Raw genomic sequence first — 19549 nt, 5'->3', positions numbered from 1 at the left:
TTTTTCTCCTTATTGGCTGGCTTGGCTGGCGGTCAAGTCAGGCGGCAAAACCTGGTATTCCAACTGGGCCCAGACCAGGGAGACTTGTCGTTCGAGATTCAACACTTGAAGGTTCGCTTCGAGTTGCGTGTGCCTCGCATCCAATGCATCGGAGAGGGTGCCAGCGCCGGCCCGATAGGCTGCATTGGCCAGTGCCACCTTCTGCGCCGCGGCGGGTAGAACGGTTTGCTTCACGTTCGCTAAACGTTCCCGACCGCTGGCGAGTTTTGCCGTCAGGCTTTGGATATCGGCTATGACCTGTCGCTCGGTGTCTTCGTAAGTGAGCCGTGCTTGCGTGCCCATTTCCGACTTTTGCTCGACGTCGCGATCTTCGACATTCCTACGGTTGATCGGCAAGGGGATGGAGACACCGAACGACACGTAGTCCGAGAAATTTCCACCCCGCTTGAAATAGGTCAGCCCCCAGGTCCAGTTCGGGTCTCTATTGCTTCGGGTGACGTCGGTGTCGGCATCGGCCAATGAGATGGCGGAGCGTGCGGCGATCAGATCAGGCTGGACTTGATCGAGCTGCTCGACGCTTAAACTGGACACTTGTGATTCCAGATCCGGTGGGTCTCCAGCGACCTCCAGAACGTTACCTGCCGCCGTCCAACGCGACAGGGCGATCAACGCGGTCTTCTCGTCCTGCTGCGCGTTGATCAGTTCATCGCGTGCGTTCCCGAGCGTGAGGTTGGCTTGGGCAACGTCCACCGCGGTGCCTTTTGCGCCGCGGTAGGACGCTTGTCTGGCGGTCAGTTCCTGGCTCAAATGGTCGACCAAAGCCTGGCTCAAGACGACGGCCTTTTTTGCGTAGATGGCGTTCAGCCAAGCCATGGCCGCTTGCTGACGGACCTCCGCCACTTTTTGAAGGTAGGTCGATTTATCACGCTCTACGGCGCGATCTGCCAACGCAGTACGCAATCGGCGCTTGTCCGCAGATACCCACTCCTGTTCGATACCGATACCGCGCATCGTGAAATCGTCTTGTCCGATCGTGAAGGCCTTTGACCCGTTGATAGGCAAGTCCTCGACGCTCAACTTCAACATGGGATTGGGTAGTTGTCCGGCTTTGACGACGACGTCGGAACTGCCCCGAACTGCGGCTTCCGACGCCTGGATCGAGGAAGAACGGCTGGTCGCTATTTGAAGCGCCGCGTCGAGTGTCATGCCTGCTTCTTGAGCGTGCGCCGCGCTACTGGAAAACATAACGACCGCTGCCAAAGCGAGGCAATGCAGCGGCCCACGTCGGACGATCGACGTGAAATGTTGGAAATGCATGTGAACCCCGAATGGTCGAGCACCCTATGGCCGTGCGAACGGACATACGGGCTCAAGTCCTGAACCAGGACAACATCACCGCGAAACTGCGGCGAACCAGATGGACGGAGTTAGAGGGACTGCGGGGGACGCCAGAGTCCATCCGGCGCGCGGAAGGAGAACGACTCTGCGTAGTGGAAGCTGAGGGGGATAAACGACCCGGCAGGTCGAGCAACGGTGGGAGCAGAAACGGGGTGATAGAGACTGCCAATTTGACATTGAGCAGTCACCTTGCACGGAGATGACTTCGACTTACCGTGTTCGCCGGACATCGCTGTCATCAATTCGCAGCCGGGCATATCAGCGGCCATGGCGCCGCTGTCGCTGCCCATATCTTGCTGCATCGGACACTGTCCAGTCGCGCCACTGGCTGCCAGCCCACTAATGGGCAGCATAGCGCAGAGCAACAGGAGGAGCATTGTCCGAAGAAATTTCATGGTTGCGATTATAACGGAGACATTTTATTAAGGTGTCAAGGAATTTTGACTACGTCGCTGACCGCTGAATGTCTGCATCTGGACGTCCGTGCGGATAAATGCGTTGAAAAACAGCGATGAAAGACGATCAAGCTTTGTCCTTGTCATAACATGATCGGTAGACGACAAAGTCCCGACGTCCCATCACCGCTGCTAAGCAGCTCGAAGGCGAACTTATTGATTGTTCGCTACCACTGGACCTCCCGCTCGCCAGGCCTGCTCGATCTGTTGGAACCTGGCCTGGTTGCGAGCAACCGTTTCGACGCTGGGTGGGTACTCATTCTTATGAATGGGAACCGTGCCGGCGCGCTCCGCCTCCAACAGCTCGGTACGGACCTGTGCACGAGTCTTCCGGTAACCTGTGGTGCGTTCTGCGGGCGAAGGACCATTCGTGCCAGTCGTGAGGACATTGGATTCGGAACCAGCGCTATTTGCCAGCACGGTTTGCTGCGAGTGGGATGTTGAGCTAGTCAGCGAGGGTGCATAGAGGTTTGGATTACGCCCCAATCCATTGGATCCGCCGCCCGCCGCGAATGCAGTAACGGTTGCGGACAGCAGCAATGTTGCGAAGACCACTTGTTTAAACGAAGTGATGCGTTTCATGTGTGTTTCCTTGATGTTAATTAGGTCAAGCGCGAAATAAGGTCAAGCGCGATAGCGCATTCAATTTCGGCGATTACTGACTAGGGGCCGCTGCGCGGCTGCATGCAATGAAGCCCGCTGGCCCACAGCGATGACTCACTTGCTTAGATCGGTGTCACTCGCCAATTGCCCCTGCGTCGGAAGGTCTCCATGCGCTCGCCAAAACGGTGCAGCCTGCTGGAATCGCACCTGATTGCGTGCGATGGTCTGGGGGCTGGGCGGATAGTCAGTCTTGCCTGATGGGATAAGGCCCATGCGTTGCGCTTCCACCAATTCCTCGCGCACCTGTGCCCGTGACTTGCCCGTGGAAGTGCTGTGAGTTGCTGCAGGCGCCTCCAGCGCGGTGGCGGTGGAACCCGTGACGCCTGCGGGAAGAACGGCCGCGCCGGAAGCCGTCGATGCCGTGCGTTGACCAGCGCTTGAGTGCGCATTCTGGAATGGGTAATCCCTCGGCGCGGCGGAACCACCACCACCCGCGAAGGCCGTGAGGGTAGCCGACAGGAGCAGGGTTGCGAAGACAGCGTGTTTGAACGAAGTGAAGCGTTTCATTGTTAATTCCTTAGTGAGAATAAGCGCAGTGCGTAGTACGTGATAGGCAACACGCGATACACATCGACGACACAAATTGCCGAAGCTTCAAAGCGTGGGCGGCTTACCCGCGACTCGACTTAGGCGACTTAGTTAAATTTGCTTGGTTTGCGAAACGCTTGTGCTCTATCCGTCTTCGCGAACGATCGGAGGCCCGGCAAGCGGCGAGCGATGCGACGCACAGTTCGCACGCGGCGAACAGGCAGACGGTGGGACAAGCGTAAAAACCTTTCCGCGAACGAGCGTGATCGCGCGCTAGCTTTCGCCAAGCACGATCGACGTCAATCGCCAGAGATCAGATTCGAAAAACCTGGAACAGAATGCGAGGAGGGGGAGAGGCGGAAAGCAGAATAGGCTCAGGCCGTGTCGGCGAGCGTGGCTGGATCGCCAATGCAGGGATCGTCGATGCACCCCAGATCAAAGGTATCCAAACGAGAGGTGATGGAGACGGTTGCTGGGCGTGATCAGGTTGCGCAGAATTGTCGCAGTGAGCGTGGCAAACCGCGGCGACCTGGTGATCGCGAAGGTCGGTATGACCATCGAAGAACGTGACTGCTTCGGTAGACGATGAGCTGGAAAGCGCAGGTGTCGTTGTGCAAGCGTACGCGGCCACCCAGAGCTGGCTGAAGAACAGCGCAACAAGGAGCGTGATAACGGTTAGCGTACGTTTAGCGTCGCGGCGCATGGTGCCTCAGGCGGATTGGCGGAGGTTGTGCGAAATGCACTGCACATCGGCGAACAACAGGGTCGCACGCCCGGATTCACTCGCGGCGGGCGCGGTCGATCCGCCTGCCCCGCACTCCGGGTGTACCACCGCTACCTTCGTTGTTGTTGTGCACCGCATCTCTTTCGCCTCTACTCGTTGGCTTGCTTGATCACCGCCGGTCTTACCATTCGGAGCGATCAAGAAAGGCGCGCTCGCGGTTCGGGTGTATCCACGGACGTTTCGCCACTTCGCTGGCCTACGCCATGCGTTATCTGACAATGGAGCGGAGTCTAAACACTCCCGTCACTGGAGTGTCAAGGGCCGCGGAGCGAGTTTTTAAGCTGTCACCCAACACCAAAAAAACCTTGACATTCCCGTAACTGGAAGGTCTAGAGTAAAAATTAGAAATCAACGGGCAGTGGCCCGAGGGTTTCCCGTAGCTAATGTGTGGAACATGCGATCTGGCGCTTTGACACAGGCTCGACCTGCCTTTACCACACCGCAGTGACTTAACGTATGAGGTGCGAGATGAACATCGGACAAGCGGCGAGCGCCTCGGGCGTCACGGCGAAAATGATCCGCTACTATGAGAGCATCGATCTGGTGGAGGCCGCTGGTCGCACAGATAGTGGCTACCGGATCTACAGAGACTCTGACGTTCATGTGCTGCGCTTCATCCGGCAAGCCCGCACCTTGGGATTCCCGATCGAGCAGATCAGGCAACTGCTTTCGTTATGGTTGGATCAGGACCGCGCGAGCGCCGAAGTAAAGACGATCGCCGCGCACCATATCGGCGAGTTGAACACTCGCATTGCGGAACTGGTGGTGATGCGTGACACGCTCGCTAACCTCTCGCGACATTGCGCGGGCGACATGCGGCCGGGTTGCCCTATATTGGATGGAATAAGTGGACCCGCCGTGCGGCAAGGTCTGAACTTGAAAGGAAAGCCGGCGACCCGCAGCGCGGCGTTCGCGGTGTAATCCAGATCCAGGAACAAGTGCATCTGTAACTGAACAGCTATTCAGAAATCTACATCTCGTGAAACGCGTCGTTAAATTACTACTGTGCTTCTTGATTGCGTGGCTGCCTTTGACGGGCTTCGCCACGCCAGTATTGATTTGCCCGCAAGTTTCATCGGCCATGGCCGCATCCCATACGCCACTGCATCACTCGGCGGTCCCGCATGCGGTTGCCTCAGCAGGGGCAGCGCACCTGGACACCGCTGTATCGGCCACGCATCAGCTCGATTGCCACGGCAGCACCGGTAGCCTTGCCTGCACGCCTGCGGCGATATCGTCCCATTCGATCGTGCTCGTCCCAGCTCCCTCTACATCGGTCTACGCGTCATTCGACGCCACTGCGTTTGCGCAGTTCATTCCTGATCTTCCGCAGCGTCCGCCGCAAGTTCTGTAACACCCCTCCAGCGATTAGGCATTAGATCGTACGCGCAGCGTCAGCTCGCCGCACGGTTGCGTGCCAGCACGTCGATGATTCGGCTCGCCGGATCGCGTCAAGCGTTTTTAGCGCGACGCCACGGGAACATAAACAGACGGCCCTACTCCCGACTTAGGGAGAGGCCAAGGAAATCGATATGAACACCAAACGTTTAGCCACGATGTCACTGGCCTTTGCGCTTTTGGGCGCGAGTGGATTGAGCGCCGCGGCCAGTGCGTCGCAACCAGCCATGCACGACCACGGCAGCGCCATGATGGGCGATGGAATGATGGGCAAAGGGATGATGAGCAACTGCCCGATGATGGGGCAACTCCCTCCAGGCAACGAAAAATTCGCGATGCAAATGCACGGTGAAATGATGAAGGCGATGGGCGACATCATGCTCAAGTACGCCGACAAGATCCAGACACCGCCCGCGAAATAACACGGCAGTGCTCGTACGCGCGAGCATTCTCCCGAATTTGAAATAGGAGCAACACCATGAAATGCAATATGAAAACGATGATCGCCTCAGGAGCCGTCCTGTTCGTTGTACTAGCCGCGGCTTACGCGGCGTTCCCTCAGTTCCGAACACTCGTATTGAGCGGTGGACCATTCCTGTTGTTCCTGCTGTGCCCGTTGTCCATGTTCTTCATGATGAAAAGCATGAGCCATAGCAAGGACGATCAAGGCTCGCGCCCAAGCGAGACGGCTCAGGACCAGCAGCCGCAATCGCGTATCGCGAAGTAGCGATTCGCAGCGGAGTTTCATCTTGGGCGAGCGCGTCATCGTGTGCGCTCGCCCAGCATGAAGCCCTACGCGAGATATTGCCAAGGCCGCTTTGGAGGCACGCTCTTGCTCAAGCGCCGGCCGCCGTCGAAAACAACCACGCGGGTTAATCTGCTCGCAGTAGTAAAGGAGAGATCGTATGAACATCGGAGAAGCCGCCAAGGCTACCGGTATGTCGGTCAAGATGATTCGGTACTACGAAAGTATCGATTTGATACAACCACATGGACGCGCCGAGAGCGGCTATCGGATCTATAAGGAAAGCGACGTTCACGTCATGCGCTTCATTCGACAGACGCGCGCGCTCGGTTTTTCCATTGAACGTGTCAGGCATTTGCTTGCCTTATGGCGAGATGAGGACCGAGCCAGTTCTGACGTCAAAGCGGTTGCCTTGAAACACGTAGCGGAACTGAACGCTCAGATAGCCGAATTGACGTCCATGCGCGATTCGCTTGATCAACTCGTGCAACAGTGCGCGGGCGATGGTCGGTCGAGTTGCACAATATTGCAAGGCATACAACGTCTCGACGTGGACGACGTCCGCGGCGTTGAAGCAAAAGCAGAAACTTCCGCGTGCGGCCAAAGCGCAACGGCCCCGCCCGAAAAAAGCGCACAATAATTGTTCGTGACTTTCAACCCGGAGTGCCCGCCGTGGTGCGGCTGGGATACTCCGACTCACGCAAGTAGTGGAGGTTTGACATGTCTATCCGCATAGGCGAGGAAGCACCCGATTTCACGGCCGAAAGCACTGAAGGGACGATCCGATTTCACGAATGGATCGGAGACAAATGGGCCATCCTGTTCTCGCACCCGAAAGATTTCACGCCCGTCTGCACGACCGAGCTTGGCTACCTGGCCGGCCTGAAACCAGAGTTTGACAAACGTAGTACCCAAATAATTGGACTGAGCGTTGATCCCGTCAGTGACCATCAAAGATGGGTTGGTGATATCGAAGAGACGCAGGGGCACGCAGTGAATTATCCGTTGATCGGCGATGCAGACCTGAACGTCGCGAAGCTCTACGACATGATTCACCCGAATGCGAGTGGCGGGCAGCGAAGCGCGGCGGACAATGCCACAGTACGCTCGGTGTTTATCATCGGCCCCGACAAGAAGGTCAAGGCAATGCTCGTCTATCCGATGAGCGCGGGTCGCAATTTCGACGAGGTGCTGCGTTTGCTCGATGCGCTTCAGTTGAACGCCAAGCATGCGGTTGCCACGCCGGTTAACTGGAAGCCGGGCGAGGACGTGATTATTCCGACGTCAGTGTCCGATGAAGATGCCAAGAAGAAATATCCGCAGGGCTTCAAGACGCTCAAGCCATATCTGCGGACGGTGACGCAGCCAACATAATTAAGGGCCACCACGCACAACTGAACGCGGGTCGGCCTGCGGCGAAACATGTCGGCGAGGCGGTCCGCTCGCCGACATGGACGCTGCATCGGATAGGGAGATCAAAAAATGGGCTTCTACCGCAATGTTGTCCTGCCGCGGCTTTGCGACATGTCAATGCGCAATGCGATGCTTCGACCGTACCGGGAGCGAGTCATTGGCAGGGCGGAAGGCACGGTGCTCGAGATTGGCGCGGGTTCCGGTCTGAACTTGCCGCTATACAAAGCCGGAGTGAGAGAAATCCTTGCTCTCGAGCCCGATCCACAATTGCTGACGATGGCGAAACGCAACGCGAAGCAGGCACCGCGGCCGGTGACTTTCATGATGGCTTCAGCAGAGTCCATACCTCTGGAAAGCGGGAGTGTCGACACAGTAGTCACCACCTGGACCCTATGCACAATCCCAGACGCCGATCGCGCACTTCAAGAAATGCGTCGCGTGCTGAAACCATCTGGACGGCTTCTATTCGTTGAGCACGGCCTCGCGTCGGAAGAGGGCATAGTTAAATGGCAGAACCGTTTGACGCCGGCGTGGAGGTGCATCAGCGGCGGCTGTCATCTGAATCGGCCCATTTTGTCACTGATTGAAAATGCTGGCTTCAAGATTGATGAGATCGGCACTGGCTACGCTCCGGGACCTAAGTTCCTGACGTATCTGTTCGAAGGCAGTGCCAGGACGAACTAATGGCGCTGCGCACGCGAGCCTGCGGCGCAAAGGGGGCACAGCAGGAAAGCGCTGAAACCGGGTAGCACTATCGAGAGCGAGAAATCCCGTGCGGCATATCTTTCACGACTGCGTGGCGATGGTACTGAAGCCCTTAGAAGGAGATTGCGATGCAGATTGTCACTGCCCTCGGTCATGCGCTCTGGATGTCCTTCACGATGTTGTGGCAGATCTTCTGGGGACTGAGTCTAGGTTTCCTGTTTTCTGCCGTGATTGAAGTCGCTGTCTCGAAGTCCGAGATGTCGAAGCTCCTGCCTGACGCATCGCCCCGGTCGCTCACGTTCGCAAGCTTGCTTGGTGCAGCGTCATCCTCCTGCTCTTATGCGGCGGTCGCCATGGCACGGTCGATTGTTCGTAAGGGCGGAGACTTCACTGCCGCGATGGCGTTCCAGTTCGCCGCAACGAATCTCGTGCTCGAACTTGGCGTACTGATGTGGGTGCTGATTTCCTGGCAGTTTGCCGCGGCTGAGTTCATCGGCGGCCCGATCATGATTATCGTTCTGGTCCTGCTCTTTCGGTTCTTTCTCCAGGACCCGTTGAAGAAGGACGCTATCGAGCAAGCCGAGAAGGGTATCGCTGGCAGCATGGAGGGTCATGCGGCCATGTCGATGGGCGAACAACACGGAACCTGGAAACAACGCCTTTCTTCTAAAGAGGGTTGGATAGCAATCAGCCACAGTTACGTGATGAACTGGACGATGCTATGGCGAGACATTGGCGTGGGCCTGCTTGTCGCTGGCGCGCTTGGTGCCTGGGTACCAGACAGCTTTTGGCAAAAATTTTTTCTCGTCGGCCATCCGATGGCCGCAATGATCTGGGGTGCGTTCGTCGGTCCGCTTCTTGCCGTTGCCTCGTTTACCTGTTCGGTGGGTAACGTGCCGCTTGCTGCGGTCCTGTGGAACGGTGGTATCAGCTTCGGCGGTGTCGCGTCGTTCATCTTTGGAGATCTCATCATCCTTCCCATTTTGAACATCTACCGCAAGTACTACGGTGGCAAGATGACGGCGTTCATAGCGGTTACCTTTTACGTTGCGATGGCCGCCGCCGCTCTGGTTGTCGAGATACTGTTTCAGGTGCTCGGATGGGTACCACATGAACGCCACACCGCTATCGTTGATGCGGCGATCACCTTCAACTACACCACCGTACTAAACCTCATCTTCGGAGCAGTGTTCGTCGTCTTGACGGTCGTCTTTTACAGAACAGGCGGCCCGGAGATGATGCGAATGATGGAAAGCGACGAGCACGACCATGGAGCGCACGGCCATCAAGGTTCGGCGGAGACAGAGCAACACCGACGTTAGGTTTCTGCGATGAGGCGCAACGAGATAGTTTCGGAGAATCCCTAGTCAATTAGCTATTGCAGTGCTCGGGTCATGCACATGGCGTTTGCCGGGCAGATGCTTGCAAATTGAGGGCTGCGCCTGATTAGTCCGGGTGCAGCAGCCCGATCGGCGACTTCGTAGCCGGATCGCAGGAAGAAGGTGTTCGCAGTCGTGGTAAGGAGCCACAATCGCTTAATTCCGGCAGTGGCGGCCGCTCCCTGTACAGCGTCGACCAGCGCCCTTCCTACGCCTTGTGCGCGCAAACTCTGCTGCACCGCTAGGGAACGCAAGAGGCCGTCGCGACCATGCGCTTCCAATCCGATGCAGCCACCGAGCTTAGCTTCGGCGGACTCGGCAATGAAAAACCGGATTGAGGAATTCTCCGTTACGTCTTCAACTGGAAGCTCGCTCGCGACCAACAAGGCCCGAATGAGGTCATAGTCTTCTGCGCGTGCTGGATGTATCTTCATCGCTGCTCCTGATGGTTCCCAGACTTTCACTTCCGCATCCCGCCGGTTGCGGCTCGCTCGACAGCGGACTGTTGACCAGGGGCGAATCGCATCGCGACTAGAAAAGCGGCAGTCGACACGAGAGAGACCCCGAGAATCACCCACTCGACCAACGCGTAGTTTCGCTGGATTGTCCAAAGGGCAGCGGCGGAAATGGGTGCGATACCTTTCGCGATGTTCGACGGAGCCGAGAGCAAACCGCTGATGGCCCCATAACCCTCGGTCCACATCACATCTTGCACAATCGTTCCGCGAAGGATCGTCATCATTCCGTTCGCCCCTCCGTACACGAGACCGAACAGCATCAATAAGTACGGTGAGGTTCCCGCGTACAGCAGCACGAGAACCGAAACCGGAAATGCCGCTGTTACGGTCAACCCGACCAACGCAGGCCGCACATTGCGTCCAACGGCGAACCAGAGCGCACGCGCGGCCACCTGCGCCGGACCGATGATTGCCATCGTGGCCAGCAACCAACCAGCCGGGACCTTGCGCGCCACCATGAGCGGAACCAGGTGGAACGTCAGCGCAGCGAAGGTTGCGTAATACGCCGTGAAGCACACGGCCAGCGCCCAAAACGTCGGCGTGCGTAGCGCGCGTTGCGTCGAAGCCATATTCACAGCCTTCAACCGCGCCTTGTCGCCGGCTGTTGCACCGGTCACGCCATTTCGTTTGATCGCGCTCGCGTGAATGGGCAGACTGATCGCGATATTCGTCGCAGCGAGCGCGATTAGTGCGCCTCGCCATCCGAACCAGTCTACGAAGCCTTGCGTCAGCGGGATAAAGACCGTGCTGGCGAACCCGGCGACCAGCGTGATGAGCGTTATTTTTGTGCGGAAACTGCCGGGGTAGTCGCGCGTCACTACAGCGAATACGGGGTCGTACAGCGTGGCCGCCATCGATACACCCAAGCCGATCCAAACGACAAACAGCGTAGCCAGTGCGTGAGCTTGTGACCACAACAGCAGCATTGCTGTCGACAGGATGGAACCCGCCATCATGATTTTCCTGCCGTGGCCGTGGTCGATCCAGATGCCTATCGGATACGCCGCGAAACCCGAGACAAGGAGCCCGAGCGACAGCGCCGCATTCGTTTCCGTGCGGCTCCAGCCCATCGCCCGCTCCATGGGAACCACGAAGAGCGAAAACCCGTAGTAAACCGATCCCCACGATACAAGCTGCGCGATGGCAAGCGCCCATGTCGCGCGGTGACCGACATGCTCGGCATTCCCGCTTCGAAGGTCAGCGTGTGGACTCGACACGCGGCTCAATGGGGTAGAGCGCGATGGATACCCATCGCGGAGTCTGCTTTGCCGATGCGGAACGCTCCGCAGCAGAAGTAACGTGCAGACATTAACGCCGACGCTATCGCCGAGGCCAAGCCGTCTTGTGTCTCACCGACCGTTCGAGCGGTCGGCGTCTCGTCGTTGGTTAGAAGCCCGATGCCGTTCGTGCCACAAAAACGGGCGAACTGTTTAGCCTGGTAGAGATGACGCACACGACGCAATGCACCTGAAAGACTGCGTTCACTGCTGTCGTTCATCAAAACCGCATAGAGCTTGATGCCGTCGTCAGAGAAGCGATTGCGTGTTCGCAGGAGCGGGGTTTCCCAGTCGCAACGCGGAATCCGAAATAGCACTGGCACGTCCAGCAGCAGTACTGCGGCCGCCGTTGTGCCGCCGAGGACGAAGCGCATCACGCTCTCATGTTCACTTGGAGTAGCAGTCAAAACCATTGATTCCGCTAGCCGCCCAGATTCCCGGCTAAGCGCGCGAGACAAAGCATCGGCCAACGTCGAGGCGGATGCGCTGGACGAAGGCAGTCGACTCGGTGCAGTCGATCCACCGACGTTCAGATTTTTCATGTCATCGGAAACGCGAGCCGCCCTCAACCGCAGCGCAATGAAGGCTTGCATCGAGTTGCAGTGCAAACCGCCCGAACCAGACAACAGCGAACAGGTATTGCTGTCAGCATTTGTCATGACGTGCCTCCCGGTTATGCCTCTTGTTCGCGAGCCCTTGGATCAGACGGACCTGGCTTCATACCAGCGTTGCGAGCGATTGACGACACCGACCACCAGCAACATGACCGGCACTTCGATGAGCACCCCGACCACGGTCGCCAGCGCCGCGCCCGAGTGGAATCCAAAGAGGCTGATCGCGGTGGCCACGGCCAATTCGAAGAAATTGCTCGCGCCAATCAGACTCGACGGGCCGGCTACGCAGTGGGCGACACCCAGCCTGCGATTGAGCAGGTACGCCAGGCCCGAGTTAAAGAAGACTTGAATCAGGATAGGTACCGCGAGCATGGCGATGACCAGTGGCTCGTGAACGATGGCCTCTCCCTGAAAGGCGAACAAGAGCACGAGCGTGGCTAGCAACGCGGAAATTGAATACGGGCCGAGCTTTGCGACGAGACGCTGAAAATGCGCGTTGCCCTTCGCGAGCAGCGAGCGCCGGATCATCTGCGCGAGAATGACCGGCACGATGATGTAAAGGCCGACTGAGGCAATGAGCGTATCCCACGGCACCGTAATGGCCGATAGCCCCAGCAGGAGCGCCACGAGCGGCGCAAAGGCCACGATCATGATGGAGTCGTTTAACGCCACCTGCGATAGCGTGAAATACGGATCGCCCTTGCACAGTTGCGACCAGACAAACACCATCGCGGTACAAGGCGCGGCTGCCAGCAGGATCAGGCCGGCGATGTAGCTGTCGAGCTGGTTCGCCGGCAGCCACGGTGCGAACACGTGGCGGATGAAAATCCAGCCGAGGAGCGCCATCGAAAAAGGCTTGACGAACCAGTTGACGAATAACGTCACCCCGATGCCGCGCCATTGGCTCTTCACCTGAGTCATGGCCGCGAAGTCGATTTTCACGAGCATGGGGATGATCATGATCCAGATCAGCACCGCCACGGGCAGGTTGACGTGGGCAACCTCCATGCGGCCGATGGCTTGAAACGCGCCCGGCAACAGTTGCCCGAGCACGATACCGCCGACGATGCACAACGCCACCCACACCGTCAGGTAGCGCTCGAAAAATCCGATGACCGGCCTCGATGCCAAACTGGTATTTTCAGTGCTGCTCATTCGAGCCCTCGGCTGGCCGTGCACCGATAGCGCGTAACTCGCGCTGAATGGCGTTGCTGTCCAATACGTGCAGCGGCAAGTTCACGAACTGACTCACCCGGCCGAGTATCTGGCGGTAGACCTTGCTGAACACTTGGCGCTTTTCTTCGTCCGTGCCCTCGAACGCTGCCGGGTCCTCGAAACCCCAATGCGCGGTCATCGGTTTGCCCGGCCAGATCGGGCAGACTTCGCCGGCGGCCTGGTCGCAGACCGTAATGACGAAATCCATATGCGGCGCGTCGGGCGTCCCAAATTCGTCCCAGCTCTTGCTTCGTAGTTGTGAGACGTCGTAGCCGAGTGACTCGCAGCGCTCAACAGCGAAAGGGTTGACCTTTCCACCGGGATGGCTTCCTGCGCTATACGCCCGGAAGCGCCCCTTGCCTAGCACGTTGAAAAGCGCTTCGGCTATGATGCTGCGCGCGCTGTTGCCCGTGCAAAGGATGAGGATTGAGTATGGTCGGTCGGTCACGTGTGACTCCGGAATTCAATGGTGGATACGGTCGGGGTGCAGCACGCATTTGACGAATGATCGGGTTCATTTCTTGACTCCCCGTAGGTAGGCGCGGCCGCGAGCGTCCTGAAGGTTTCCCACGCGACACCTTGTGGGTCGACGGTCCAAGCCTTGTTGGACTTCGCGTAGCAGCAGGTTGCACCCGTCTGCTCTTGCACGGGAAGGTCCGCAGCGGCAAAGCGAGCGTTCATCTCTGCCAATTCGTCGTCGGTCTCGACTTGGATCCCGACATGGTCGACACCAGGTTTTGCGCCACGCTGGGAAATGGCGAAGTTGACTGCGGGATCTTTCAGCTCCCACTTGCAGTAATCGTCCTTCAGTACAGTCGGTTCGACGTTTCCGAACATCGCGCTATAAAAGCGGATGCTCTCGGTCAGGCTTTGGACAGATACGTGGACGTGCATTCGCTTCATGATTCATCTCCGCAGCAGGCTGGAGGGCTGCTCGCTGCGCATGTCGCGCCAGCACAGCAGTTCTCGGTGAGAAAACCGACAAGGCCATTCATAGAGTCGAAATTGGCCGAATAGTAGATAAAGCGTCCTTCCTGCCGCGCCTTCACGAGGTCCGCGTGCGACAGATCCTTCAGGTGAAAAGACAGGCTGGATGGTGCGAGACTAAGCTGTTGTCCAATTTCGCCGGCCGGCATTCCATCGGGTCCGGCGACGACGAGCGTTCGGAAAATCGCGAGCCGCGATTCATGTGCAAGGGCGCTCAAGGCGCGTACGACGAGGTTCGAGTCCATGCACACAGCATAGATTCGTCTATTCTATATTTCAAGTATTATCGAAATGATTGCCGAGGGAGCGATCTAATTGCCTATACACATGGGACATAGCAGTCCGACGTCATAGCAGTCCGACGTGTTGCTGGTTCGAATGTCCGCATCCCACCAACGGCCGTTCACACGGCGCATGTGAACCTCTCAAAGTGGCAGCGGTGTGCCTTCCATGAGCGGCGACTGTCGAAAAACGGAAACGCGTTTTTGAGCGCGACATGTCGCGCAGAGTTGACGAACTTAGTCAAGAGTGGCTACCAGGTCAAGGGGTAAACCAAGGCATTCCAAGAGATTACTTGGTCCGCAAAGATGAAGCGCTCCGATGACGACGAGTGTCCGCTTCGGGCTTTCTATTGCAGCGAGAAGACTTGGGACCCAAGCGAGATTCCTTGATTCGAGAACGGCGCTGCGGATTGCAGATGAACTGAGAATGGGCGATCGGCCGGCCACCTTGTACAGGGCTTCAATGTCCCGGCGCTGCCAAGCGTTGTACATTCGAACAAGCATGCGTTGAGGTTCGGCGGAATCGGACATGATGCAATTTAGAGCCGTCTGAATCTCGGCCAAAGCAACTGATTCGAAGGCTGTGACGACCTCTTGCGCTGTTTCCAGAAATCGATAGGACTTTGACTGCTCATTTGCTGATCTTAAAAACTGTGGCTCAACACCCTCGACCAAATGCTGATAAAGAGAGGGAGCTACCATCAGTGCCGCCCACGGGCGCATCTCGGAGAGAGGAGGTAGTCTCCCGTTAGTCGGCCAGGCTGCTTGTAATTCAGTCCAAACATCCGTTGGGAGCATATTTGCTAGAACGGTGCCATTTGTCGACTTTAAGAACGGCAATATTGTCGGGGGATCTGACTCAAAAATGAGACATTCGGACCACGCATAAGCTTGCAACGCCCACGAAGGCATTTGCGCACCTGGGGCAGGGAAAAGATGCATCGACCCGAGAAGTCGGACGTTTGTACCGCGGATTTGAAGGTACATGGTTGGAGCTTGGTCGCATGTGGGGATCGCTAAGATTACTCCATGCGTTACTGACGCCGATCGCTCATATTGTGAGCAGAATCCCGATTTACCTCCAGTGTTCTTGTTCGAGATAGGAAAGGATCGTTTGTTTCCTATAAACACCAACCCTGAATGGATCTTCCTGGCCGAACCGCGGTCTTTCGTGACTGGTGCATGTCGACCGAGAGCGCATCCTGACAGCTCACCGATTCGACGGTGCGAAACTGGCTGATACGGCCCGCTACGTGCAACTGCGGACTCCCCTTCGCAGCGCGAGGCAACGAGATCCGCCGAAGACGGCACTGTAAGATGTGCCAGTAAATCTTCCGGGGAGCAGAATGGCGCAAGAAAATTCGATCCGAAAACTCGCCGATATGACTGATGAAGGCGCGTTCGAGATGCTTGCGACGGCCGTCCTGCGCTATTCGGATGATCGGCTTGGTTCCCTTAGCCATCCAGGCGTGAACGCTGATGGCAAGACGGTTAAGTCTCCCGTCGATGGTATAGCCTTTGTGCCGGGATCTGTTCCTCCCCAAATGATCGCAGTGCATCATACGATCTGCGCCGCAAAAGGTCTTGAGAAGAAATGGCTTCACGATCCTGCCAAGGTGAAGTCGCGCGGCCGGAGCAAGTCTCCGACTGCACCTGCGGGTGATGTCGTCAAGACAATCGAGATCATCAAAGAAGAGAAAAAGCGGACACCCAGCCTTCAGGCTACCCTTATTCTGACGACCAATCACGAACCTGGAGAAAGCCTTGTACGGGACGTGCATGCAGCCGGCGCAGCGGCTGGAATCGCCATCGACATATGGGCGCGTTCGCGATTGGCCGACTTTCTCGATAATGAGCCGCGAGGCCAGTGGCTGCGAAGGCAGTTCTTAGGAACCGATCAGGTCCAGCTTTCCGAAGAAATGCTGAGCGAACTCTCGCAGAGGAGTCTTGAGATTTGTCGTCCGCCCGACGAACCCGAGGCTTGGGTCGAACGTGCTCTCGATGTTGCGATCGAAGAGGCGAATGAAGAGCAGGTCGTCTTCGTCATTGCAGAGTCAGGTTCGGGAAAGAGCGTTGCTTGTTACAAGCGTTTGCTGACGAACGCTTTGGCCGGCGGATTCAGTTTTATCTTGACCGATGAAGCAATCGAGTCGTCGCTTTCGCTTGAACAAGCGGTCGAAAAGACTCTGACGCAGCTTCATCCATCGTTGATTGTGGGCTGCGGGGGGGCCGCGCTGCGAGCGTCGAATCTAAATCGACGGTTGTTGCTCGCCGTAGAGGACATCAACCGCTCGGGCCGTGGTGCAGCCCTCATTGAAAAGATATCGCGATGGGATAGTGCCAAAAGTAAAGAGGACGGCACTTCTTCCTGGCAATTGCTGTGTCCTGTCTGGCCGAAGGTAATGTCTTCATTGGGCGAGGAAGCGCGCAGGCGGGTCAACAACCGGGCCGTCGTTGGAACCGTATTTTCTGCCGACGAAGGTGCAAATGCTGTCGAACGTCGCCGCGAGCTCGGCGGCCGTCCGGTGACCAAGCTAGAAGCAGCCCAGATATCAGAAGCGCTCGGGCAAGATCCACTGTTAATTGCCCTTCATGATCCGACCAACACTCCCGACACCTTGGAGACGATTGCTCAGTTTGTCGAGGTCAGCTTGCAGCGGCTCGCCGCGGCAAGAGGCGAGTTCTCGGCAGCAGAGTACGGTAAGGTGCTCTCGGACCTTGCGAAAACGATGCTGCTGAACCGGCAAATGGAGCCGAGTTGGCTGGTTCTGCTCGCATGGCCCGCGCTGGCAGGTCATGCGCCGGCGCTCAGGCACATCGTTCATCAGGGTGACGTTATCCGTCTTGCTGGCTTTTCGACCGACGAGAAACTGGCGTTCAGGCACGATCGCGTCCGGGAGTGGCTACTCGCGCAGGCAGCATTCGACTTGTTGCGAGCGAACGCTATGCCGGAAGAAATTGCAGCCGAGCCTTACTTCGCAGAAGTTTTCGGATTGACTTTAGTTCGCCAAGATGCTTTGGCCGGCGACATCTTGATGATTGCCGCCCATAACCCGCTAGCCTTATTTTGCGCTGTACCTCGCTTCCGCGAACCTACGACATCAGGCCAAAATGCCATCGTTGTCGCGCTCGAAAACTGGCTGAGTAAGACTTCTGCGGAAACGAGCCATGATCGCCATCTTCGCTGGGAGGCTATGAGAGTGCTCGCGGAGGCGGAAGACCCGAGTGTAAGGCCGCTGGTCGCTCGATTTGATGACAACTCATGGCACGCTCTGCGGGCCCGATACCGGAATGGGGATTTGATGGGCGGAGTTGCTCTCTGCTTACAGACCGAGCCCGGCGTAGGGGTAGCTGGGCATGACGCCTTCCTCGACCATGTGAAGACGCGGTTCGGCACCAATCTAGTTCGTGCCCTTACGTCGCTTCTGAGCAACGCGCAACTGAACGACCCCATCCGTATCGGTGCATTGCGTTTGGCGGGGCACATTGGCGAACCGATACTTGCGGAGGCAATCCGCACTTGTTGGCAGAATCATGACAGCCGGCACGCAAATCTAAGCGAATATCTATGGGCGTGCGGGCAATGCGTAGACAACGATCCAGCAACTCTCCTGGGTCCCGTCTGCGATGGATGGGCGGCGCTGCCGAGCGAAAGGACAGGCACAGGTATGTCATCGCCGCGCGATAGTCTCGCCGCATATAACTTGCGGTTTGCGTTCCATAAAAGGTTGCCCGACAGGGCGGTGCGGTATTTCATAGAACGAGCGGCAGATCCGGAACTTAAATGGCCCATTACGTACATGCTGCACGGGCTAGATCATCCAGATGCAGTCGAGTTCGTCGTTCGGGAACTCGCCGCCATCAGCGAAAGTCTGGACGGAACAGATAGATTTTCTCCGTTCGTACTATCGGCAAAAGATGACTGGGAGCGCGAGCAAGAAAGAAGCGGCCGCGCGATGTCGGAGGTCTCGCGAAAGAGGCTTAGGGACATCTGGCGAGATCATTCCACCGGCAAGCATCTGCGTGAACAGGCGTTCAGAATATGGGCATCGACGCACCGTGCGGGTGATCTCGGTGTTCTTCGTGTCGTATTGAGTGAGGATGTGCTTGCGGACAAAGTTCTTTGGCAGCGTTTACGGCTGGGCGATCACGAGGCCTTACCGGCCCTGATCCGGAAGCTATCGACAGACGGACGTGGGTACTGGTGGCAACTCGGCCGCTATATCTGGTCAAGCGACTTGACCAAGGCACTGGATGAAGCTCTTGAGCGCCGCAGGGTGACATATGTTGTAACCAGCGCGGATGACGAAAACGAAGCGAATTCCGATTGGATACTCTCACAGGTTGTGGTGTCCTTACCGACCAGTGAGGCAGACGCGCTTCTTAACAAGCACTGGGATCATCTTTGCACGTCCCACTATTATGTCATTGCTGCTCTTTGCGTAGCGACTCCTAGCTTGCGGGCGCGCGTTGCAGATACCATCCAAAACACGCCGGATCCAAAGAAATTACTCAAGCACTTTTCAATGCTATTCGGTCTCAAGCTGAAGGGACGCCCGAGACTGTTTCGTCCTGAACAGATCGAGGCCGTTGTACCTTATCTCGACTTGCTCGACGAACTAGGAATCCACGATTTATGGTCTGCGTGTAACGAGCACGGATGGTTTGCGTTGAGACGCGCACATTTGGATGCCAGATTCCCGTCAAGGATGCGCGGGTGGGAATATCTTGATGCGTCGTGCGCCATGAAGGAGCTTGATGAATTCTCGGGGGAGCGCAAGCAGTGGTTCATCAATAGTTGGCTTGATGATTTCCTCAAATCAGGCGCTTTGTTGGACGACGTGATGGCGCTCATAGGTCGTTGGCTCGGAGAAAAGACAGACATCAGATCTCTCCAATTGGCTTGCGCTGCTGTTCTCCATATCGGTGAACGGCGGCATCTTCAGTTGCTCAGGGCCGCGAAAATTGAACCTACGGAATTGGCCGCAGCGATCATCGCCGGCACAGAGTTTGGTGTGCGTCGACGCACGTTGAGGGCATAGGTATCAAAGATTCGCATGCGTGCCATATTGATCGTTGCCGAACATCCACCACCGTAATGGCATGCATGAACGCTCTCGATCATATGACGTCCACGACAACAACTGCAAGCACCGGACAAGATGATTGTCGCTGCCCACGCAACTTCT

20 protein-coding genes are annotated in these 19549 nt (G+C 57.1%); 8 read left to right on the top strand and 12 right to left on the bottom strand.

Annotated features, from left to right (window positions below):
- Positions 1–9: 9 nt before the first annotated feature.
- The 4 genes from M0D69_RS01565 to M0D69_RS01550 all read right to left on the bottom strand — a co-directional run bounded on the left by M0D69_RS01565 (position 10) and on the right by M0D69_RS01550 (position 3023).
- Positions 10–1317, bottom strand: coding sequence for a TolC family protein (locus M0D69_RS01565; RefSeq protein WP_301780322.1), 1308 nt, complete (start codon positions 1315–1317; stop codon positions 10–12).
- Positions 1318–1427: 110 nt separating this feature from the next.
- Positions 1428–1793, bottom strand: coding sequence for a hypothetical protein (locus M0D69_RS01560; protein ID WP_301780321.1), 366 nt, complete (start codon positions 1791–1793; stop codon positions 1428–1430).
- Positions 1794–2006: 213 nt separating this feature from the next.
- The gene (locus M0D69_RS01555) at positions 2007–2435 is read right to left on the bottom strand and encodes a DUF4148 domain-containing protein (RefSeq protein WP_301780320.1); all 429 of its coding nucleotides are present in this window, start codon (positions 2433–2435) and stop codon (positions 2007–2009) included.
- Positions 2436–2570: 135 nt separating this feature from the next.
- On the bottom strand, positions 2571–3023 hold the full coding sequence (locus M0D69_RS01550; RefSeq protein ID WP_301780319.1) for a DUF4148 domain-containing protein: 453 nt from the start codon (positions 3021–3023) through the stop codon (positions 2571–2573).
- A gap of 1273 nt (positions 3024–4296) precedes the next feature.
- Between M0D69_RS01550 and cueR (M0D69_RS01545) the strand changes: the two genes are divergently transcribed.
- The 7 genes from cueR (M0D69_RS01545) to M0D69_RS01515 all read left to right on the top strand — a co-directional run bounded on the left by cueR (M0D69_RS01545) (position 4297) and on the right by M0D69_RS01515 (position 9411).
- Positions 4297–4749 carry a Cu(I)-responsive transcriptional regulator gene (gene cueR / locus M0D69_RS01545; RefSeq protein ID WP_301780318.1) on the top strand — a complete coding sequence of 151 codons (453 nt, stop codon included), beginning with the start codon at positions 4297–4299 and terminating at the stop codon, positions 4747–4749.
- A 611-nt stretch (positions 4750–5360) separates the two neighbouring features.
- A complete protein-coding gene (locus M0D69_RS01540; protein WP_301780317.1) occupies positions 5361–5648 on the top strand; it encodes a hypothetical protein in 288 nt (95 codons plus the stop codon).
- 56 nt (positions 5649–5704) lie between these two features.
- Complete coding sequence (locus M0D69_RS01535) at positions 5705–5953, top strand: DUF2933 domain-containing protein (RefSeq protein ID WP_301780316.1); 249 nt, start codon at positions 5705–5707, stop codon at positions 5951–5953.
- 178 nt (positions 5954–6131) lie between these two features.
- Positions 6132–6611, top strand: a complete 480-nt coding sequence (cueR, locus tag M0D69_RS01530; RefSeq protein ID WP_301780315.1) for a Cu(I)-responsive transcriptional regulator — start codon at positions 6132–6134, stop codon at positions 6609–6611.
- 80 nt (positions 6612–6691) lie between these two features.
- A complete protein-coding gene (locus M0D69_RS01525; RefSeq protein ID WP_301780314.1) occupies positions 6692–7345 on the top strand; it encodes a peroxiredoxin in 654 nt (217 codons plus the stop codon).
- A gap of 108 nt (positions 7346–7453) precedes the next feature.
- Positions 7454–8068 carry a class I SAM-dependent methyltransferase gene (locus M0D69_RS01520; RefSeq protein ID WP_301780313.1) on the top strand — a complete coding sequence of 205 codons (615 nt, stop codon included), beginning with the start codon at positions 7454–7456 and terminating at the stop codon, positions 8066–8068.
- A gap of 149 nt (positions 8069–8217) precedes the next feature.
- Positions 8218–9411 (top strand): permease, encoded by a 1194-nt coding sequence (locus tag M0D69_RS01515; protein ID WP_301780312.1) that lies wholly within the window; start codon positions 8218–8220, stop codon positions 9409–9411.
- Between the two features lie 53 nt (positions 9412–9464).
- Here M0D69_RS01515 and arsN2 read toward each other — a convergent pair whose 3' ends face one another.
- From arsN2 to M0D69_RS01480, 8 genes are all read right to left on the bottom strand, one after another.
- Complete coding sequence (arsN2, locus tag M0D69_RS43660) at positions 9465–9902, bottom strand: arsenic resistance N-acetyltransferase ArsN2 (protein ID WP_367619672.1); 438 nt, start codon at positions 9900–9902, stop codon at positions 9465–9467.
- A gap of 26 nt (positions 9903–9928) precedes the next feature.
- Positions 9929–11203 carry an MFS transporter gene (locus M0D69_RS01510; RefSeq protein ID WP_301780311.1) on the bottom strand — a complete coding sequence of 425 codons (1275 nt, stop codon included), beginning with the start codon at positions 11201–11203 and terminating at the stop codon, positions 9929–9931.
- 5 nt (positions 11204–11208) lie between these two features.
- The gene (locus tag M0D69_RS01505) at positions 11209–11922 is read right to left on the bottom strand and encodes a hypothetical protein (RefSeq protein WP_301780310.1); all 714 of its coding nucleotides are present in this window, start codon (positions 11920–11922) and stop codon (positions 11209–11211) included.
- 42 nt (positions 11923–11964) lie between these two features.
- A complete protein-coding gene (gene arsB / locus M0D69_RS01500; RefSeq protein ID WP_301780309.1) occupies positions 11965–13032 on the bottom strand; it encodes an ACR3 family arsenite efflux transporter in 1068 nt (355 codons plus the stop codon).
- Positions 13019–13540: an arsenate reductase ArsC gene (locus tag M0D69_RS01495; RefSeq protein ID WP_301780308.1), complete on the bottom strand. Its 522-nt coding sequence runs from the start codon at positions 13538–13540 to the stop codon at positions 13019–13021. Before M0D69_RS01495 ends, arsB begins: the two co-directional genes overlap by 14 nt.
- Positions 13537–13995 (bottom strand): ArsI/CadI family heavy metal resistance metalloenzyme, encoded by a 459-nt coding sequence (locus M0D69_RS01490; RefSeq protein ID WP_301780307.1) that lies wholly within the window; start codon positions 13993–13995, stop codon positions 13537–13539. Before M0D69_RS01490 ends, M0D69_RS01495 begins: the two co-directional genes overlap by 4 nt.
- Positions 13992–14324, bottom strand: coding sequence for a helix-turn-helix transcriptional regulator (locus tag M0D69_RS01485; RefSeq protein WP_301780306.1), 333 nt, complete (start codon positions 14322–14324; stop codon positions 13992–13994). The genes M0D69_RS01490 and M0D69_RS01485 overlap by 4 nt, the downstream gene beginning before the upstream one ends.
- Before the next feature lie 273 nt (positions 14325–14597).
- On the bottom strand, positions 14598–15347 hold the full coding sequence (locus M0D69_RS01480) for a TraB/GumN family protein (RefSeq protein WP_301780305.1): 750 nt from the start codon (positions 15345–15347) through the stop codon (positions 14598–14600).
- 359 nt (positions 15348–15706) lie between these two features.
- On the opposite strand from M0D69_RS01480, the gene M0D69_RS01475 reads away from it, so the two are divergent.
- Positions 15707–19402 carry a hypothetical protein gene (locus M0D69_RS01475; protein ID WP_301780304.1) on the top strand — a complete coding sequence of 1232 codons (3696 nt, stop codon included), beginning with the start codon at positions 15707–15709 and terminating at the stop codon, positions 19400–19402.
- Positions 19403–19549: the final 147 nt, after the last annotated feature.

The sequence above is a fragment of the Caballeronia sp. SEWSISQ10-4 2 genome (genome assembly GCF_030464885.1).
In the GTDB taxonomy this organism is placed as follows: domain Bacteria; phylum Pseudomonadota; class Gammaproteobacteria; order Burkholderiales; family Burkholderiaceae; genus Caballeronia.
Note: the sequence above shows the minus strand (reverse complement) of the source record. Positions and strands in the feature narration are given on the sequence as shown.

What these genes read in the sequence shown, in the direction of transcription:
- M0D69_RS01565 (WP_301780322.1), bottom strand. Translation starts at nt 1,317, where the DNA reads ATGCATTTCCAACATTTCACGTCGATCGTCCGACGTGGGCCGCTGCAT.
- M0D69_RS01560 (WP_301780321.1), bottom strand. Translation starts at nt 1,793, where the DNA reads ATGAAATTTCTTCGGACAATGCTCCTCCTGTTGCTCTGCGCTATGCTG.
- M0D69_RS01555 (WP_301780320.1), bottom strand. Translation starts at nt 2,435, where the DNA reads ATGAAACGCATCACTTCGTTTAAACAAGTGGTCTTCGCAACATTGCTG.
- M0D69_RS01550 (WP_301780319.1), bottom strand. Translation starts at nt 3,023, where the DNA reads ATGAAACGCTTCACTTCGTTCAAACACGCTGTCTTCGCAACCCTGCTC.
- cueR (WP_301780318.1), top strand. Translation starts at nt 4,297, where the DNA reads ATGAACATCGGACAAGCGGCGAGCGCCTCGGGCGTCACGGCGAAAATG.
- M0D69_RS01540 (WP_301780317.1), top strand. Translation starts at nt 5,361, where the DNA reads ATGAACACCAAACGTTTAGCCACGATGTCACTGGCCTTTGCGCTTTTG.
- M0D69_RS01535 (WP_301780316.1), top strand. Translation starts at nt 5,705, where the DNA reads ATGAAATGCAATATGAAAACGATGATCGCCTCAGGAGCCGTCCTGTTC.
- cueR (WP_301780315.1), top strand. Translation starts at nt 6,132, where the DNA reads ATGAACATCGGAGAAGCCGCCAAGGCTACCGGTATGTCGGTCAAGATG.
- M0D69_RS01525 (WP_301780314.1), top strand. Translation starts at nt 6,692, where the DNA reads ATGTCTATCCGCATAGGCGAGGAAGCACCCGATTTCACGGCCGAAAGC.
- M0D69_RS01520 (WP_301780313.1), top strand. Translation starts at nt 7,454, where the DNA reads ATGGGCTTCTACCGCAATGTTGTCCTGCCGCGGCTTTGCGACATGTCA.
- M0D69_RS01515 (WP_301780312.1), top strand. Translation starts at nt 8,218, where the DNA reads ATGCAGATTGTCACTGCCCTCGGTCATGCGCTCTGGATGTCCTTCACG.
- arsN2 (WP_367619672.1), bottom strand. Translation starts at nt 9,902, where the DNA reads ATGAAGATACATCCAGCACGCGCAGAAGACTATGACCTCATTCGGGCC.
- M0D69_RS01505 (WP_301780310.1), bottom strand. Translation starts at nt 11,922, where the DNA reads ATGACAAATGCTGACAGCAATACCTGTTCGCTGTTGTCTGGTTCGGGC.
- arsB (WP_301780309.1), bottom strand. Translation starts at nt 13,032, where the DNA reads ATGAGCAGCACTGAAAATACCAGTTTGGCATCGAGGCCGGTCATCGGA.
- M0D69_RS01490 (WP_301780307.1), bottom strand. Translation starts at nt 13,995, where the DNA reads ATGAAGCGAATGCACGTCCACGTATCTGTCCAAAGCCTGACCGAGAGC.
- M0D69_RS01485 (WP_301780306.1), bottom strand. Translation starts at nt 14,324, where the DNA reads ATGGACTCGAACCTCGTCGTACGCGCCTTGAGCGCCCTTGCACATGAA.
- M0D69_RS01480 (WP_301780305.1), bottom strand. Translation starts at nt 15,347, where the DNA reads ATGTACCTTCAAATCCGCGGTACAAACGTCCGACTTCTCGGGTCGATG.
- M0D69_RS01475 (WP_301780304.1), top strand. Translation starts at nt 15,707, where the DNA reads ATGGCGCAAGAAAATTCGATCCGAAAACTCGCCGATATGACTGATGAA.